The organism is Prauserella endophytica (genome assembly GCF_005146945.1).
In the GTDB taxonomy this organism is placed as follows: domain Bacteria; phylum Actinomycetota; class Actinomycetes; order Mycobacteriales; family Pseudonocardiaceae; genus Prauserella_A; species Prauserella_A endophytica.
The window spans coordinates 38784-55021 of the sequence record NZ_SWMS01000010.1 but is presented as its reverse complement, the minus strand read 5'-3'; the positions used below and the strand labels follow the sequence as shown (position 1 = coordinate 55021).

At 72.0% G+C, this 16238-nt stretch carries 15 protein-coding genes; 6 read left to right on the top strand and 9 right to left on the bottom strand.

The window, feature by feature from the left end:
• Window positions 1-2: 2 nt before the first annotated feature.
• Entirely contained in the window at window positions 3-1181 is a 1179-nt protein-coding gene (hsaA, locus tag FCN18_RS18890; protein ID WP_137095736.1) for a 3-hydroxy-9,10-secoandrosta-1,3,5(10)-triene-9,17-dione monooxygenase oxygenase subunit, read from the bottom strand.
• Window positions 1182-1262: 81 nt separating this feature from the next.
• The gene (locus FCN18_RS18885; protein WP_407675785.1) at window positions 1263-2825 is read right to left on the bottom strand and encodes an FAD-binding protein; all 1563 of its coding nucleotides are present in this window, start codon (window positions 2823-2825) and stop codon (window positions 1263-1265) included.
• Window positions 2826-2922: 97 nt separating this feature from the next.
• On the opposite strand from FCN18_RS18885, the gene kstD reads away from it, so the two are divergent.
• The 5 genes from kstD to FCN18_RS18855 all read left to right on the top strand — a co-directional run bounded on the left by kstD (window position 2923) and on the right by FCN18_RS18855 (window position 8136).
• Window positions 2923-4632: a 3-oxosteroid 1-dehydrogenase gene (gene kstD / locus FCN18_RS18880; protein ID WP_137095735.1), complete on the top strand. Its 1710-nt coding sequence runs from the start codon at window positions 2923-2925 to the stop codon at window positions 4630-4632.
• Entirely contained in the window at window positions 4629-5768 is a 1140-nt protein-coding gene (locus FCN18_RS18875) for a Rieske 2Fe-2S domain-containing protein (RefSeq protein WP_137095734.1), read from the top strand. The genes kstD and FCN18_RS18875 overlap by 4 nt, the downstream gene beginning before the upstream one ends.
• 272 nt (window positions 5769-6040) lie before the next feature.
• Window positions 6041-6253, top strand: coding sequence for a hypothetical protein (locus tag FCN18_RS18865; RefSeq protein WP_112268251.1), 213 nt, complete (start codon window positions 6041-6043; stop codon window positions 6251-6253).
• Window positions 6246-7262, top strand: a complete 1017-nt coding sequence (locus tag FCN18_RS18860) for a ferredoxin--NADP reductase (protein ID WP_137095733.1) — start codon at window positions 6246-6248, stop codon at window positions 7260-7262. Before FCN18_RS18865 ends, FCN18_RS18860 begins: the two co-directional genes overlap by 8 nt.
• A 10-nt stretch (window positions 7263-7272) precedes the next feature.
• On the top strand, window positions 7273-8136 hold the full coding sequence (locus FCN18_RS18855; protein WP_112267062.1) for a MaoC/PaaZ C-terminal domain-containing protein: 864 nt from the start codon (window positions 7273-7275) through the stop codon (window positions 8134-8136).
• Between the two features lie 97 nt (window positions 8137-8233).
• On the opposite strand, the gene FCN18_RS18850 is transcribed toward FCN18_RS18855, so the two are convergent.
• Window positions 8234-8812: a DUF5134 domain-containing protein gene (locus FCN18_RS18850; RefSeq protein ID WP_112268253.1), complete on the bottom strand. Its 579-nt coding sequence runs from the start codon at window positions 8810-8812 to the stop codon at window positions 8234-8236.
• Window positions 8813-8901: 89 nt separating this feature from the next.
• Window positions 8902-9771, bottom strand: coding sequence for an RNA polymerase sigma factor SigJ (sigJ, locus tag FCN18_RS18845; protein WP_112267064.1), 870 nt, complete (start codon window positions 9769-9771; stop codon window positions 8902-8904).
• A gap of 165 nt (window positions 9772-9936) precedes the next feature.
• On the opposite strand from sigJ, the gene FCN18_RS18840 reads away from it, so the two are divergent.
• Window positions 9937-11028 (top strand): amidohydrolase family protein, encoded by a 1092-nt coding sequence (locus FCN18_RS18840; RefSeq protein WP_113643994.1) that lies wholly within the window; start codon window positions 9937-9939, stop codon window positions 11026-11028.
• Window positions 11029-11369: 341 nt separating this feature from the next.
• Here the strand turns inward: FCN18_RS18840 and FCN18_RS18835 are convergent, their stop codons facing one another.
• From FCN18_RS18835 to FCN18_RS18815, 5 genes are read right to left on the bottom strand one after another with little or no spacing between them, the layout of a single operon-like run.
• Window positions 11370-12539, bottom strand: coding sequence for a lipid-transfer protein (locus FCN18_RS18835; protein WP_137095732.1), 1170 nt, complete (start codon window positions 12537-12539; stop codon window positions 11370-11372).
• Window positions 12536-12934, bottom strand: a complete 399-nt coding sequence (locus FCN18_RS18830) for a MaoC family dehydratase (protein ID WP_113643992.1) — start codon at window positions 12932-12934, stop codon at window positions 12536-12538. Before FCN18_RS18830 ends, FCN18_RS18835 begins: the two co-directional genes overlap by 4 nt.
• On the bottom strand, window positions 12931-13848 hold the full coding sequence (locus tag FCN18_RS18825; protein WP_112268255.1) for a bifunctional MaoC family dehydratase N-terminal/OB-fold nucleic acid binding domain-containing protein: 918 nt from the start codon (window positions 13846-13848) through the stop codon (window positions 12931-12933). The genes FCN18_RS18830 and FCN18_RS18825 overlap by 4 nt, the downstream gene beginning before the upstream one ends.
• A complete protein-coding gene (locus FCN18_RS18820; protein ID WP_137095731.1) occupies window positions 13848-15011 on the bottom strand; it encodes an acyl-CoA dehydrogenase family protein in 1164 nt (387 codons plus the stop codon). The genes FCN18_RS18825 and FCN18_RS18820 overlap by 1 nt, the downstream gene beginning before the upstream one ends.
• Window positions 15011-16084 carry an acyl-CoA dehydrogenase family protein gene (locus FCN18_RS18815; RefSeq protein ID WP_137095730.1) on the bottom strand — a complete coding sequence of 358 codons (1074 nt, stop codon included), beginning with the start codon at window positions 16082-16084 and terminating at the stop codon, window positions 15011-15013. Before FCN18_RS18815 ends, FCN18_RS18820 begins: the two co-directional genes overlap by 1 nt.
• Window positions 16085-16238 lie beyond the last annotated feature (154 nt).

The following is a 16238-nucleotide window of genomic DNA, read 5'->3' as shown; positions in this document are numbered from 1 at the left end:
CGTCACACCATCGCGTTCTCGACGGGCAGCCCGAAGGCGCCGGTGCCGAACATCGTGTACGCCCGCTCGGGGTCGTTGGCGGCGTGCACGCGCCCGGCGTGCGCGTCGCGCCAGAAGCGCTGGATCGGCGTGCCGGAGCGCAGTGCGCGGCCGCCGGAGTTCTCGAAGAGCCGGTCGATCGCGGCGATGGCGCGCTCGGTGCCGCGCACCTGGTCGCGCCGCACGCGAAGCCTCGTGGAGAACGGCAGCTTCCCGCCCTCGCACGCGATCTGGTACAGCTCGTCGATGTTGTGGGTCAGCTGCAGCCACGCGGCGTCGATCTCGCTGGCCGCCTCGGCGATCCGCACCTTCGCGAACGGGTCCTCTTTGGACTGCTCGCCCAGGTAGGAGGCGCGGACGCGTTCGCGCTGGTACTCCACGTGGGCGTCGTAGGCGCCCTGTGCCATGCCGATGATCGGCGCCGTGATGGTGCTCGGATGCACCGAGCCGTAGGGCAGCCGGTACAGCGGGCCGGGGTTCACCTCCTGGCCGGGCGTCTTGCACTTCGACGTGGCGACGAAGCTCAGCGCGCGGTGCCGGGGCACGAACACGTCGTCGACGATGACGTCGTTGCTGCCGGTGCCGCGCAGGCCCACCGTGTCCCACACGTCCTCGATCGTGTAGTCGGCGATCGGCAGCAGGTAGGTGCAGAAGTCCACCGGCTTGCCGTCGGCGTCGAACGCGGGCGCGCCGAGCAGCACCCACGTCGCGTGGTCGCAGCCCGACGAGAAGCTCCACCTGCCGGAGAGCCGGTAGCCTCCCTCGACGATCGTCGCCTTGCCCATCGGCGCGTAGGACGACGAGATCCGGGTGTCGATGTCCTCGCCCCAGACCTCGCGCTGCGCCTCGGCGTCGAACAGGGCGACATGCCACGGGTGCACCCCGAGAATGGAGGCGACCCAGCCGGTGGAGCCGCACGCGCTCGCGACGAGCTTCACCGCGGTGTAGAAGGTCACCGGGTCGGACTCGTAGCCGCCGTAGGGCTTGGGCTGCAGCAGCTTGAAGAAACCGGTCTCCTGCAGGGCCTTGATGGACGCGTCGGGGATGCGGCGTGCGTCCTCGGTCTCCTGCGCGCGCTCACGCAGGACGGGCAGCAGCTCCCCGATCCCGGCGATCACCGCGTGGGTGCCCTGCTCGCTCATACCTGCCTCGTTCCTGGTCACGAAACCATGCGGGTCTACCTGGTCTGACATCGCCAAGACTAGAACACGTTCTCGTTTTTGTCACGCCGACGCGGACAGCCCGGCCCGTCTTCCCGAGAACACACAGTCCGCGAGCGAGAGCCCGCTCACATACGAACTGGAACAGATTCCCACCGCGGTGCGTCCCGCGGCGTAGAGACCGGGAATCGGCACGCCCTCGGTGTCCCGCACCTGGCCGGTGTCCTCGTCCACCACGAGGCCGCCGAGGGTCAGCATCGGGCACGGGTACCCGATGTTCGGTTTGATCGTCAGGTCCACCAGCGAGTACGGCGGCGTCGCGAGCGGCCGGACGAAACCCGCGGGTTTGCCGAGCGGGTCGGGGTTGCCGGCCCGGTAGGCACGCACGGTCTCGGCGAGCGCTCCGGCGTCGACCCCGGCCTTGCGGGCGACCGCCTCGACCGAGTCCGCGGTCACGCGCCCCCGGCGCAGCAGATACACCGCCTGCAGCCACTGGAACCACTGACTCTCCCGGCGCGCCCGCGCGCGGGCCTCCCGCACGATCTCGTCGTCCACGAGCAGCCAGCCCCTGCCGCCGTGCTCCCGGATCATCGCCTCGCCGATCGCGGCGCCGTACCGGGACTCGTCGATGAACCGCCGCCCGTCGGGACCCACCAGCACGCCGCCGAGGAACGCGCTTGGCGGCGTGAGGAAGCGCCACGCGGAAACCTTGTCCAGCGCGGCCGTCGCCGCACCGGCCTCGATGCCCATCCGCAGCCCCGAGCCGTCGTCGCCCGCCGTGCCCAGCGGGAGCCCGCCGCGGTAGGCGGGCGCGTGCTCGCGCACCATCGCCCGGTTGGCGATGAAGCCGCCCGCGGTGAGCACCACCGCGCGCCGCGCGGTCAGCGCCGCCTCGCGGGCGAAGCGCCGTTCGAGCCGCTCCACGCCGCGCTGCAGCACCTTGCGCAGCGCGGGCACGTAGATCCCCGGCTTGGCCGAGTACCGGCCGAGCAGGCGGTGTGCCCACCTCGCCCAGCGCGGCGCGTCGCGCAGGGTCCGCACCCGCACGCCGGTGACCGCGCCGCTCTCGGTGACCAGCTCGTACGCCGTGGTCTGCGGCCACACGCGCACGCCCCGGGCACGTGCGGCACTGGCGAGACCGGCGAAGAGCACCTTGCCCGAGGTGCCCCTGCCCTTGGCCCGGTGCCCGCGCGCCGCCGGTTTCGCGGCGTCGCAGAACCCGCCCGCGGCCTCGCTGCCGGAGTAGTACAGGTAGTAGTCGTTGTTCGGGTACGACGTCTTGACCGGGCACAGGCTGCCCTCGAACGGCACGCCGTGCTCCTCAAGCCAGGTGATCATGTCCGGGCTGCTGTCGCAGAACCGGCGCAGGGTCCCCGCCGAGACGACGTCGCCGACCTCGAGCCGGAGGTAGTCGAACATCGCGTCCGCCGAGTCGTCGACGCCCGCGTCGCGCTGCTGGGCGGTGCCCCCGCCCGCGTAGACGATGCCGCCGCTCAGCGCGCTCGCCCCGCCCCCGCCGAACCGGTCGATCACCAGCACGTCGGCGCCGGCCTCGGCGGCCTCGATGGCCGCGCACGCGCCGGCCGCGCCGAAACCGACGACAATCACATCCGCATGACCGCTCACGTCCACTACTCTAGAACTGAAACACGTTCTCGTCTATCGTGACGGAAGTGCCGCCCAGCAGCGGCGCAGCTGTCTATAACGTGTTACAGGAGGTGGCATGGCTGGGGACGCCGATCCCTCCGCGGAGTTCGACGTCGTCGTCGTGGGCAGCGGGGCCGCGGGCATGACCGCCGCCCTCGCCGCCGCCGACGCGGGCCTCGACGTCGTGGTGATCGAGAAGGCCGCCCGCTTCGGCGGCTCGACGGCCCGCTCCGGCGGAGGCGTCTGGATCCCCGGCAACGAGGCACTGCGGGCCGCGGGGCTCACCGACATGTCCGAGGACGCCCGGCGCTACCTCGAGGCGATCGTCGGCGACGTCGTGCCCGCCGAGCGGCGCCAGGCCTACCTCGACCACGGCCCGGAGGTGGTCGCCTTCGTCCACGAGCACACCCCCCTGCGGCTGCGATGGGTCCGGGACTACTCCGACTACCACCCCGAGGCGCCCGGCGGGCGGCCGGGCGGACGCTCCGTCGAACCGGTGCCGCTCGACGGGAAGGTGCTCGGCGCCGAGCTCGCCAAGCTCGAACCGCCCTACAGCGCCCCGCCACTGGGCGTGCCCATCACCCAGGCCGACTACCGCTGGCTGAGCCTGCTCGCCCGGCACCCGCGCGGGATCGCCCGGCTGCTGCGGCTGGGGCTGCGCGGGCTCGCCGGACGGCTCACCGGCAAGCGGTTGCTCTCCATGGGCCAGGCGCTGGCGGCCGGGCTGCGCGCCGGGTTGCAGAGCGCGAACGTGCCCGTGTGGCTTTCGACCCCCATGACCGGGCTGCAGAGCGAGAACGGCGTCGTCACCGGGGTGCTCGCGCGGCGCGACGGCCGCGAGGTGCTGCTGCGCGCCCGGCGCGGTGTGGTGCTCGCCTCGGGTGGCTTCGAGCACAACGACCAGCTGCGGCAGAAGTACCAGCGCCAGCCGATCGGTACGAAGTGGACAGTCGGCGCGGTGGGCAACACCGGCGACGGCATCACGGCGGGGCTGCGGCTCGGCGCGACCGTGGACCTGATGGACGACGCGTGGTGGGGCCCGTCGATTCCGCTGACCGGTGGCCCGTGGTTCGCGCTCGCCGAGCGCTCGCGGCCCGGCTGCATCCTGGTCAACGCGCGCGGCGAGCGGTTCGTCAACGAGTCGGCGCCCTACGTAGAGGCCGTGCACGCGATGTACGGCCCCGGCGAGGGTCCCGCGCACAACATCCCCACGTGGCTGGTGTTCGACCAGCGCTACCGCAACCGCTACATGTTCACCGGGCTCGGCCCGCGCCAGCCGCTGCCCGGCCGCTGGTTCAAGGCCGGGATCGCCGCGAAGGGCTCCACATTGGCCTCACTGGCGGAACGCATCGAGGTGCCCGCCGAAGCGCTGACGGCGACCGTCGAGCGGTTCAACGCCTTCGCCAGGAACGGCGCCGACGAGGACTTCGGCCGCGGCGCGAGCGCCTACGACCACTACTACGGCGACCCGCGCAACAAGCCCAACCCGAGCCTCGGCCCGCTGGAGCAGGCGCCGTTCTACGCGGTCAAGATCGTGCCGGGTGACCTCGGCACCAAGGGCGGGCTCGTCACCGACGTGCACGCCCGCGTGCTGCGCGAGGACGGAACGCCCATCGAGGGCCTGTACGCGGCGGGCAACACGAGCTCCGCCGTGATGGGCCGGACCTACGCCGGTCCCGGCGCGACGATCGGGCCGGCGATGGTCTTCGGCTACCTTGCGGCGCGCCACCTCGCCACACAGAATCGAGCACAGCCCACGGCACGACACGCTGGAGGTCCGCAATGACGCAGGCAGCCGTTCGCACGATCGACGCGGGCGCACCGCCCACCCGATTCGCCCGCGGCTGGCACTGCCTCGGGCTCGCGGACTCGTTCAAGGACGGGAAACCGCACGCCATCAACGCTTTCGGCACCAAGCTGGTGGTGTTCCAGGGCGAGGACGGCAAGCTCAACGTGCTGGACGGGTACTGCAGGCACATGGGCGGCGACCTGACCCAGGGAACCGTGAAGGGCAACGAGATCGCGTGCCCGTTCCACGACTGGCGCTGGGCCGGCAACGGCAAATGCGTCTCGATCCCCTACGCCAAACGGGTTCCGCTGCGGGCCCGCACCCGCGCCTGGCTCACGCTGGAGGAGAACAAGCAGTTGTTCGTGTGGCACGACCCGGAGGGCAACCCGCCGCCCGACCACGTCGTGATCCCGCGCATCGAGGGCGTGTTCAACGGCGAGTGGAGCAACTGGACGTGGGACTCGGTGCTCATCGAGGGCGCCAACTGCCGCGAGATCGTGGACAACGTCGTGGACATGGCCCACTTCTTCTACATCCACTTCGCGTTCCCGACCTACTTCAAGAACGTCTTCGAGGGCCACATCGCCACCCAGTACCTCAACACCAAGGGCCGTCCCGACGTCGGCATGGCGTCCAACTACGGCGGCGAGGAAAACCTCCTGCGGTCGGAGGCGTCGTACTACGGACCCTCGTACATGATCAACAAGCTCCTCAACACGTACAAGGGACTCGAGATCGAGAACGTTCTGATCAACTGCCACTACCCGGTCACGCCGGACTCGTTCGTGCTGCAGTGGGGCGTGATCGTCAAGAAGCTGCCCGGCGTGTCCGACGAGCAGGCCGACAAGATCGCGGGCAAGTTCGCCGAGAGCATCGGCGTCGGGTTCCTCCAGGACGTGGAGATCTGGAAGAACAAGACGCGCATCGACAACCCGCTGCTGTGCGAGGAGGACGGGCCGGTCTATCAGCTGCGCCGCTGGTACGACCAGTTCTACGTCGACGCCGCCGAGGTCACCGAGGACATGACGCGGCGCTTCGAGTTCGAGGTGGACACCACGCGCGCCAACGAGGTGTGGGAGCAGGAGGTCGCCGAGAACCTGGCCCGCCAGCAGCAGGAAGCCGGGGTGTCGTAGTGCCGGGCCAACCGCGCGAGTCCCCCGCTCCGGACCGCGAGTCCCCCGTTCCGGACCGCGAGTCCCCCGCTCCGGACCGCGAGTTCCGCACTCCGGACCGCGAGTTCCGCAGCGGGGTTCGCGGAACTCACGAGCGGGACGGCAGAACTCGCGAGCAGGAGCGGGGAACTCGCGCGCAGGACGGGGGGACTCGCGCGCAGGAGCGGGGGACTCGCGAGCAGGAGCGGGGGACTCGCGAGAAGGACGAGTTCCTCACTGCCGGGCTCGTCCCGGTGGCCTGCCGCTCGTGTGCCACGACGGTGCTGGTGAAGAAGAACAGCCCGCAGCACACGAGCATCCAGTGGACCACCGACGCGGCGACCAGCTGCCCCGTGTTCGCCGAGAAGGTCTCCGAGGGCGCGCATCCCGCGCTGCTCGACACGTGCGAGAGGCTGCGCGACAGTATCGCCGATGCGGCGAGGGAAGGCGCCTTCGCCCATGGCTGAAGTGTCCCCGCGGCGGCTTCGGGTGGCCGGAGTGGTCACCGAGACCGAGCAGGCGTGCTCGGTGGTGTTCGACGCCGACCTCGCCTACCGGCCCGGCCAGTTCCTCACCGTGCGGGTGCCGAGCGAGCGGTGCGGCTCGGTGGCGCGCTGCTACTCGCTCTCGAGCTCCCCCGACACCGGCGAGGCGCCGCAGGTCACCGTGAAGCGGGACGGCTACGCCTCGAACTGGATCTGCGACAACGTCACCGAGGGAACCGAGCTGGAGGTGCTGCCGCCGAGCGGGCTGTTCACCCCGGCCTCGCTCGACGCCGATCTCGCCCTGTTCGCCGCGGGCAGCGGCATCACGCCGGTGTTGTCGATCGTGAAGTCGGTGCTGGCGAAGGGAAGCGGCTCGGTCACGCTCGTCTACGCCAACCGTGACGAACGCTCGGTGATCTTCGCGGACACGCTGCGCGAGCTCGCCGAGGCCCATCCCGGCAGGCTCACTCTCGTGCACTGGCTGGAGACGTTGCAGGGCCTGCCGAGCGCGCGGCGGCTGCGGGCACTCGCGGAGCCGCTCGCCGGGCGCGAGGCGTTCGTGTGCGGGCCCCGGCCGTTCATGGCCGAGGTGACGGCCGCGCTCGCGGACGTCGGCGTCCCGAGGTCGCGTGTACACGTGGAGAAGTTCGTCTCGCTGGAGGGCAATCCCTTCGAGGCGGCGGGAAGCACGGAGGTCGAGGAACCGTCCGGGGAGGAGCCGTCCGCGCTGTCGGTGTCGCTCGACGGGCAGGAGCGCGCGCTCTCGTGGCCACGCCACCGCAAGCTGCTGGATCTGCTGCTGGAAGCCGGGCTCGACGCGCCGTACTCGTGCCGCGAGGGTCAGTGCAGCGCGTGTGCTTGCCGGATCGTCTCCGGTGAGGTGAAGATGCTGAACAACGACGTGCTCGACTCCGAGGACATCGCCGAGGGCATCGTGCTGGCGTGCCAGTCGCTGCCGCTCACCGACGAGGTCACGATCAGCTACGAGTAGGGAGTTCCGCGTGCCCATCGACGCCGACACCGCGATCGGAGCCGACCTCGGCGAGACCACCTTCGCCTGGACGTCCTCCGACGTGCTGCTCTACCACCTCGCGCTGGGCGCGGGCGCCGACCCCACCGACGAGCGCGAGCTGCGCTACGCCTACGAGCGCGACCTGCGGGTGCTGCCGAGCTTCGCCACCGTGGCGCCGAACCTGCGGCTGTTCGAGCCGCCCGCCGTGACCTTCCCCGGCATCAGCGTCGAGCTCGCCAAGGTGGTGCACGGCACGCAGGAGGTGGTCATGCACCGGCCGATCCCCGTGGAGGGCAAGGCCACCGGGCGGTCGCGGGTGGTCGACGTGCTCGACAAGGGCAAGGCCGCGGTGATCGTCTCGGAGATCGCGGTGACCTCGGACGCCGGGGATCCACTGTGGACGGCGCGGTCGAGCATCTTCGCTCGCGGCGAGGGCGGCTTCGGCGGCAAGCGGGGCACCTCAGACCGCGTCGAGCCGCCGGACCGCGAGCCCGACGCCGTGCTCGACACGCCCACCCTCCCCCAGCAGGCGCTGCTCTACCGGCTCTGCGGCGACCGCAACCCGCTGCATGCCGACCCGGAGTTCGCGAAGGGCGCCGGGTTCGACGCGCCGATCCTGCACGGGCTGTGCACGTACGGCGTGGTGCTCAAGGCCGTGACGGACGCGCTGCTGGACGCCGACGTGCGGCGGGTCCGGTCGTGGTCGGCGAAGTTCGCCGGCATCGTGCTGCCCGGCGAGCGGCTGCGCACGCGGGTGTGGCGCGAGGACGGGCGGCTGCTCGTGACCACGACGGCACCGGACCGCGACGAGGCGCCCGTGCTCTCGGACGCCGTGCTGACCGAGGTGCGGTAGCGCGGAGTGGCTCAGCGGATCGCGGCGTCACCAGCCAGGGCCGTCAGCCGCGCCGTTGCCCGCACCGCGACACGGGCCAGGCAGCGCGCTGCCTGGCCTACAGCGCGGCGAGGAACATGTAGCCCATGCCGAGGCCCATGACGGTGCGGCAGAGGGTGCGGGAGCCGAACCCTTCCGGGAGGGTGCCGCGGCCGCGGGAACGCAGTGCGCGCACGGCGGTCTGGACCCCGTCGAAGGAGAAGTACGCGGCCGCCAGCGCGGCCACCACCGGCCACGCCAGGCCACCCGCGTCGCCCGTGACCATGGTCGGCCACGTGCCGTGCCCGCCGTGGGGCATCGCGGTGAGCATGTAGAGCATCGCCACCGCCGCGAGGGCATGGTGCAGGTCGCAGCGGCGGCACACGCCATCGGCCACGCGGTTGCGCACGGCACCCGCGATGAACCAGCCGGCGGTGAGCAGGAACAGTGCCTGCCAGCCCGGCACGGGGATGGGTGCGCCGACGGGCGACACCATGGCCACCATGGCGAGGGTCATGAGCAGGCCGGCGAGGTCGATGTGCCGCACCCCGCCGCCGAGCCGCACGTAGTCGAGCCGCACCAGGCGCACCACGCAGGGCAGGGTGAGCAGTAGGAAGGCGCCAGTCAGCAGCCACGCCACGATCCCCGGGATCTGCATCATCACCTCACTCGCCGCACCGTGGGGACAACCGTCGCACGCGACGGCACCCACGCCAAGGGTCAAGCAGGTGATGCCCGGGACACGGGTCAGCGGACGCCGCTCAGCTTGTCGGGGTTGGTGACCGAGTAGATGGCGGCCACCCGGTCGCCGTCGGGGCTGAGGTCGAGCACGAACACCGCGAACGGGGCGTCGCCGTCGAACAGCACGGCCGAGGGGTCACCGTTCACGCGGCGGTACCGCACGTCCATCGCCGGCGGGGCATGCGCTGCCACCGCGACGAAGAGACGCGCGACCGCGTCGCGGCCGTGGACGGGTGACAGGCTGCGCGCCGGGCCCTTGCCGCCGCCGTCGGTCCAGAGGGTCACGTCGGGCGCGAGCACCTCCAGCAGTGCTTCCAGTTCGCCGCCGAGCGCCGCGGCGAGGAACCGCTCCGTGACCTCGCGCCGGATCGCCGGATCGGGCCGGTACCGGGGCCGCCGCGCGTGCATGTGCTCGCGGGCGCGGTGGGCGAGCTGGCGCACCGCCGAGGGACTGCGGCCGAGGATCTCCGCGGTCTCGGTGTGGGCGTAGCCGAACACCTCGTGCAGCACGAACACCGCGCGTTCCAGCGGGCTCAGCGTCTCCAGCACCACGAGCAGCGCCATCGACGTCGACTCGGCGCGCTCCACCGGGTCGCTCTCCCCTTCCACGAGCGGCTCGGGCAGCCACTGGCCCACGTAGGTCTCGCGCCGCCTGTTGATGGCGGCGCGGCTGCCGAGTGCCTGGTTCACCGCGATCCGCACCAGGTACGCCCTGGGGTTGGCGACGGGCTCCCCGGAGCGGGCGCGCGGCGCCCACGCGAGCCACGTCTCCTGCAGCACGTCCTCGGTGTCGGAGACCGTGCCGAGGAGGTTGTACACCACGGAGAACAGCAGCTCGCGGTGGTCGAGGAACGTCTGGGTCGCCGGATCGGTCATCGCGAGTCCTCCTGTCGCGTCACCACCTCTGAGCCTCGCACGCCGCCGGGTGTGACCTACTGGGCAAGACCGTGACCCAGGTCTCATCGATGTCACACGTGCGGCCCGGCCCGGGCTCCTGGTCGCGATCCGGTGACCCGTGCCGGACCGCACCGAGGAGATCCCATGCGCACCCTGATCCACGACGTCCGCGTGTTCGACGGCGAGCGGAGCCGGCCCACGGCCGACGTGCTCATCGACGGCGCCGTGCTCGCCGAACCCGGCCCCGAGCCCGACGTCGTCGTCGACGGGCGGGGCCGGACCCTGCTGCCCGGACTGATCGACGCCCACACCCACGTCTTCGACGGCAGCCTCGCGCAGGCGCTTCGCCATGGCGTCACCACCGAGCTCGACATGTTCTGCCTGCCCGGCAACCTGGAACGACAGCGCAAGCTGGCGGCCGAGCACGACGACGTGGCCGACATGCGCAGCGCGGGCCTGCTCGCCACCGCGCCCGGCGGGCACCCCAGCCAGCTGATGAAGCAACTCGACACGGCCCAGCTCGGGGACGCCGTGGGCGCGTTCACGACGATCTCGGCCGTCGCCGACGTCCCGGCGTTCGTCGAGGCCCGCCTTGCGGAGGGCAGCGACTATCTCAAGCTCGTGATCGAGGACGGCGAGCTGCGGGGCGAGGAGCTGCCCGCGCTCTCGCCCGAGATCGTGACCGCGCTCGTGCGCGCGGGGCACGCCCACGGCCTGCGGTCCATCGCCCACGCGATCACCGCGCGGGAGGTCGGCATCGCGCTGGACGCCGGGGTCGACGGCCTCGCCCACGTCTTCGGCGACCTCGCCGGGGGCGACCCGGCCGCCGCCGACCTCGCCGCGCGGATCGCCACACAGGGCGTGTTCGTGGTCAGCACGCTCACCTACTTCGAGGTGATCGCCGACCTCGGCAAGGCCGTCGCCGCCGCGAAGGCCCTACGCCGGGCCGGCGTGACGCTGCTGGCGGGCACCGACGCCACCCCGTTCGCGCCCGTGCACGGCGAGAGCATGCACCGGGAGCTGGAGCTGCTGACTTCCGCCGGGTTCGATCCCGCCGAGGCGCTGGCCGCGGCCACCAGCGTGCCCGCTCGCGTGTTCGGCCTCGCCGACCGTGGCCGGATCGCCCCGGGGCTGCGGGCCGACCTGGTGCTCGTGGAGGGCGACCCGACCCGTGACATCACGGCCACCCGGGCCATCGCCGGCGTCTGGCGGCGCGGCGTGCGCCACGAGGCGTGATGGGCGAACTCGGCATGTCCGCTCAGCGCCGATGGGCCCGCCGCCGCACGTCCACCGCGGCTCCACCGAGCTGCTCTCCGTGCTCGGCGGCGCCTGCGCGCGCTCGCGGGCGACCGCGTGGTGACCCTGGAGGAGGGCGACTTCCTCGCGGCGCCGAAGGGTATGCCACCCGCCTTCGGCGCGGCGGAGGACGCCGAGGCCGACGGGCTCGTGATGAGCGGTTCGAGTACCTCCGCCTCGGCGAGCTGGTCAGCAAGGGGAAAGGCGAGCCCGCGCGAGAACCTGGAGAAGCAGGAGCGGTTCGACAACCACTTCGCCGACAGCTGGCACTGGCCGCCGGGTCAGGCGGCGGTGAGGATCAGGCCGCTCGTGGGTACCCCGGTGCCCGCCGTGACGAGAACGTGGCGGGCGCCGGGCACCTGGTTCACGGCGGTGCCCCGCACCTGCCGCACACCCTCCGCGATGCCGTTCATGCCGTGGATGTAGGCCTCGCCGAGCTGGCCGCCATGCGGGTTGAGGGGCAGCGAGCCGTCCAGTTCCAGCGCACCGCTCGCCACGAGGTCCTTGGCCTCGCCCCGGCCGCAGAACCCGAGCTCCTCGAGCTGCATCAGCACGTACGGCGTGAAGTGGTCGTACAGCACGGCGACGTCCACATCGGACCTCTCGAGCCCGGACTGCCGCCACAGCTGCCGTGCCACGACGCCCATCTCGGGCAGTGCGGCGAGGTCGTCGCGGTAGTAGCTGGTCATGATGTACTGGTCGGGGCCGCTGCCCTGCGCGGCGGCCGCCACCACGACGGGCGGCTGCGCGAGGTCGCGGGCCCGCTCGGCGCTGGTGATCACGAGGGCCACGCCGCCGTCGCTCTCCTGGCAGCAGTCGAGCAGGTGAAGCGGCTCGGCTACCCAGCGCGAGGCCTGGTGCTGTTCCAGCGTGATCGGCTTGCCGTGGAACCACGCGCGCGGGTTGGTCGCCGCGTGCTTGCGGTCGAGCACGGCGACGCGGCCGAAGTCCTCGCTCGTCGCGCCGTAGGTGTGCAGGTACCGCTGAGCCACCATCGCCACGGTCGCGGCGGGCGTGGCCAGGCCCATCGGGTAGTGGAAGCCGTTGTCCACACCGGACGTGTTCACCTGCTGCGCGGCGGCGGAGGACACCTGTCCGAACCGGTGCCCCGAGCGTTCGTTGAACGCCCGGTAGGCCACGACCACGTCGGCGACCCCGGTGGCCACCGCCATCGCCGCCTGCTGCACGGTCGCGGCCGCGGCGCCGCCGCCGTAGTGCACGCGGCTGAAGAACGTCAGCTCGGGGATGCCCAGCTCACGGGCGACGGCGATCTCCGCGTTCCCGTCCATGGTGAACGTCACCAGACCATCCACATCGGACGGCGTGAGCCCGGCGTCGGCGAGTGCCGCGCTCACCGCCTCGGCGGCCAGCCGCAGCTCGCTGCGCCCTGAGTCCTTGGAGAACTCGGTGGCGCCGATGCCCGCGATCGCCGCCCTGCCCGCGAGTGTCATGAGCCCGCTCCCGGCAGTGTCACGCGCACCGTGCCCGTGACGTGGTCACCGAGGCTCCCCTTCGCGGTAACGGCGATCTCCGCGTCGTCGCCGTCGACCGCGGTCACGTGGCCGGTGAACGTGAGGACGTCGTAGGCGTAACACGGCACGCCGAGCCGGATCCTGATCGAGCGCACGAGTGCCTCCGGGCCCGCCCAGTCGGTGACGAACCGCTGCACCAGGCCGGTGTCTGTGAGGATGTTGACGAAGATGTCCTTCGAGCCACGGGAGACCGCGGCGTCGCGGTCGTGGTGAACGTCCTGGAAGTCGCGGGTGGCCAGTGCCGTGCTGATCACGAACGTCGGTGTGGCCTCGATGGTCAGTTCCGGCAGCTCGGTGCCGATCGCGATGGTCATGCGCGCACCTTCCAGGCCGGCAGGGTCAGCTCGTCGTCCACGCGCAGGAAGGTCACCTCGACCGGGAGTCCGATGTGGACATCCTCCGGATCCGTGTCGACCAGCTCGCCGAGCACCCGCACACCCTCGGCCAGCTCCACGAGCGCGACCACGAACGGCAGCTTCTTGCCGGGCACCTGTGGGTGGTGGTGCACGAGGTAGCTGTAGACGGCGCCGGTGCCCTCGGCCACGACGTAATCCGGTTCGGCCGTCAGGTCCCCGTCGGGCGGCAGCGGGCCCGGCGGGTGGCGCAGCACGTCGCCCCAGCGCTGGATCCGCAGCTCACCCTTGCGGGTGCCCTCCCAGAAGAACTCGGTGTCACGGCTGATCACCGGCCGCAGCACCGCACCGGCGTCCGGCACGGTCTCCCGCCGCGCCGCGGGGCTGAACTTCAGCACGCGGAACACCATCTCAGCCACGACCTCGTCGCCGACCCGCCAGGTGGTCCTCGTGGTGACGAACCAGCCCTCGCCGAGCGCGGTGCGCTTGGGCCCGGTGACGTCCTCGAGCCGGATCGACGACGACACGTGCTCGCCGGGCCGCAGGTAGCGGTGGTAGGTCTGCTCGGAGTTGGTCGCCACCACGGAGGTGTAACCGGCTTCGTCCAGAATGGACATCATAGCGCCGAGCGGGTCGTCGGCGGCCCGCTGGCCGTGCAGCCCGTTCATCGACCATACCTGCGCCATCGCTGGCGGCGCGACGAGTCCACCGTGGACGGAGCTCGCCGCGAACTCGGGATCGGTGTAGACGGGGTTCGCGTCGCCGAGCGCCTCGACCCAGTTGTTGACCATCGCCTGGTTCACCGGGTCTCGCGCGAGCCTCGGCCGCGACTCCCCCTTCGCCGCGATCCGCCGCGCGGCCTCCTCGACATCGATCATCGCGGCACCCTCGGCAGGCCCAGCCCGAACATCGCGATCAGCTCCCGTTGGATCTCGTTGACGCCGCCGCCGAAGGTCAGCACGATGTTGCGTTTCGCCAGCACGTCCAGCCACGCGGCCAGCTCGGCGGTCTCGGGGTCGGCGAGGTCACCGTGCCTGCCGACGATCTCCTCCAGTGCCCGGCTCGCCCGCTGCTGCCGGTCGGAGGAGAACACCTTGGTGGCCGACGCGTCGGCCACCGAACCCGGCTCCGACACGGCGACCTGCCAGTTGAGCAGCTCGTTCACGCGCACCACGGCGAGCGTCTCGGCGAGCGCCCTGCGCACGTCGGGCAGGTCCAGCAACGGTGTGCCGTCGGGCGTCTTGCGGGCGGCCGCCCAGTCGCGCACCCGGTCGTAGAGACCCCCGATGCGCCCGGCGGGTCCGAGCATCACGCGCTCGTGGTTGAGCTGCGTTGTGATGAGGCCCCAGCCGCGGTTCTCCTCGCCCACCAGCATGTTCGCGGGCACACGGACGTCCGAGTAGTACGTGGCGTTGACGTGGTGCGCGCCGTCGCACGTGATGATCGGGGTCCAGGAGTAGCCGGGGTCGCGCGTGTCGACGATGAGGATCGAGATGCCCTTGTGCCTGGGGGCGTCCGGGTCGGTGCGCACGGCGAGCCAGATGTAGTCGGCGTCGTGCCCGCCGGTGGTGAAGATCTTCTGCCCGTTGACGACGTAGTGGTCGCCCTCCCTGACGGCGGAGGTGCGCAGCGAGGCGAGGTCGGTGCCGGCGTCCGGCTCGCTGTAGCCGATGGCGAAATGCACCTCACCGGCGAGGATCTTCGGCAGGAACAGCCCTTTCTGTTCGTCGGTGCCGAACTGCTGCAGGGTCGGCCCGACTGTCTGCAGGGTCACCGACGGCAGCTGCACGTCCGCCCGCGCCGCCTCGTCGGCGAAGAGGTGCTGCTCGACGGGGCCGAAGCCCCGGCCGCCGTACTCCTCGGGCCAGCCGACGCCGAGCCAGCCGTCCCGGCCCATGCGGCGCACGATCGCGCGGTAGGTCTCGCCGTGCCGCTCGCGCAGCATCGTCCTGCGCTCCTCAGGCGTCACCAGGTTCGCGAAGTAGCGGCGCAGCTCGGCGCGCAGCTGGCGCTGTGCCGGGGTGAGCTCGATGTCCATCACACACCTCCCACGAGCGCGCCGACTCCGTCCACTCGCGACTCCACGCCGCCGAGGCCGCGCACGAGGTCCTTGACGAGCGACGAGTAGCGGTGCAGCGGATAGGTGATGTCGAGGCCGATCCCGCCGTGCAGGTGGTGGCACGCGGCGAGAGCGGCGGGCGCCTCCCGCGCGAGCCAGTAGGTGGCGATGTCGAGCTCGGCATCCGGGTCCAGACCCGTGCCGAGCCGCCACACGGCCGACGTCGCCGCGAGGTGCACCGTGCGCGAGGCGATGTAGACGTCGGCGATCTGCTGGGCGACGGCCTGGAACGTGGCGAGCGGCCTGCCGAACTGCTCGCGCGTGCCGAGGTGGGTGGTGGTGAGCGCGAGCGCGCCCGCGAGCGCGCCGTCGCCCACCGCGGCGGCCCCGGCCAGCGCGTACCGGTGCAGCACCCGCAGGCCCTCACCGGCGCTGCGCGTGTCGAGCAGGTCCTCGTCGGCGACCGCCGCGTCGTCGAGGCGGAGCGTGTGCTCGGGACCGCCCGCCGAGGCCGGGGTCGCGGTGACCGTGACGCCCTCGCCGTGGGGGTCCACCAGGAAGACGCCGGTGCCGCCGGGGACGGACGCGGGCACCAGCACGCGGCGCGCGGTGGCGGCGTACGGCACGGCGGTCTTGACGCCGGTGAGCAGCCACGCGCCGTCCACCGGGGTGGCCGTGGTGGCCGGCCTGGTGGTGAGCGGCGCGGACGGTTCGTGCAGCGCGGCCGTGAGCACGGCCTGCCCCTCGGCGACATCCGGCAGGAGGGTGGCCCGCTGCGCGGGAGTGCCGAGGCGGCCCAGCGGCAGCACGCCGAGCGCGAGCGTCGCGAGGGCGGGCACCGGCGCGGCGGCCCGGCCCGTCTCGGTGAGCACGGCGGCGACCTCGGCGACGCCGAGCCCGTCACCGCCGAGCTCGGCGGGCAGCGACAACGCCAGCAGGCCCGCCTCGGCGAGCCCGCGCCAGGCTGCCTCGCCGTCGTCGCCCGCCCTGCGCAGGACCCCGGCGGTGAGCTCGGCGATCTCACGCTGGGTCTCGTCGGGGGTGAAGTCCACGCTGCTCCTCACTGGCCCAGAACCGCCCAAGACTGAAACACGTTCTAGTGTTCACCACAGGAGCCGATCACGGCAACCCCCACCCTCGCCAACGCTCCCCTACCTGCCCTCAAGGCCACCTTTGCTGCGCTGAACGCAACAAAGGTGGCCTTGG

Excerpts from the sequence above, each read along its gene's own strand:
- FCN18_RS18860 (WP_137095733.1), top strand. The coding sequence starts at position 6,246 with ATGGCTGAAGTGTCCCCGCGGCGGCTTCGGGTGGCCGGAGTGGTCACC.
- sigJ (WP_112267064.1), bottom strand. The coding sequence starts at position 9,771 with ATGACCGATCCGGCGACCCAGACGTTCCTCGACCACCGCGAGCTGCTG.
- hsaA (WP_137095736.1), bottom strand. The coding sequence starts at position 1,181 with ATGAGCGAGCAGGGCACCCACGCGGTGATCGCCGGGATCGGGGAGCTG.
- FCN18_RS18830 (WP_113643992.1), bottom strand. The coding sequence starts at position 12,934 with ATGACCATCGCGATCGGCACCGAGCTGCCGGAACTGACCATCGAGGCC.
- FCN18_RS18850 (WP_112268253.1), bottom strand. The coding sequence starts at position 8,812 with ATGCAGATCCCGGGGATCGTGGCGTGGCTGCTGACTGGCGCCTTCCTA.
- FCN18_RS18835 (WP_137095732.1), bottom strand. The coding sequence starts at position 12,539 with ATGACACTCGCGGGCAGGGCGGCGATCGCGGGCATCGGCGCCACCGAG.
- FCN18_RS18820 (WP_137095731.1), bottom strand. The coding sequence starts at position 15,011 with ATGGACATCGAGCTCACCCCGGCACAGCGCCAGCTGCGCGCCGAGCTG.
- FCN18_RS18875 (WP_137095734.1), top strand. The coding sequence starts at position 4,629 with ATGACGCAGGCAGCCGTTCGCACGATCGACGCGGGCGCACCGCCCACC.
- kstD (WP_137095735.1), top strand. The coding sequence starts at position 2,923 with ATGGCTGGGGACGCCGATCCCTCCGCGGAGTTCGACGTCGTCGTCGTG.
- FCN18_RS18840 (WP_113643994.1), top strand. The coding sequence starts at position 9,937 with ATGCGCACCCTGATCCACGACGTCCGCGTGTTCGACGGCGAGCGGAGC.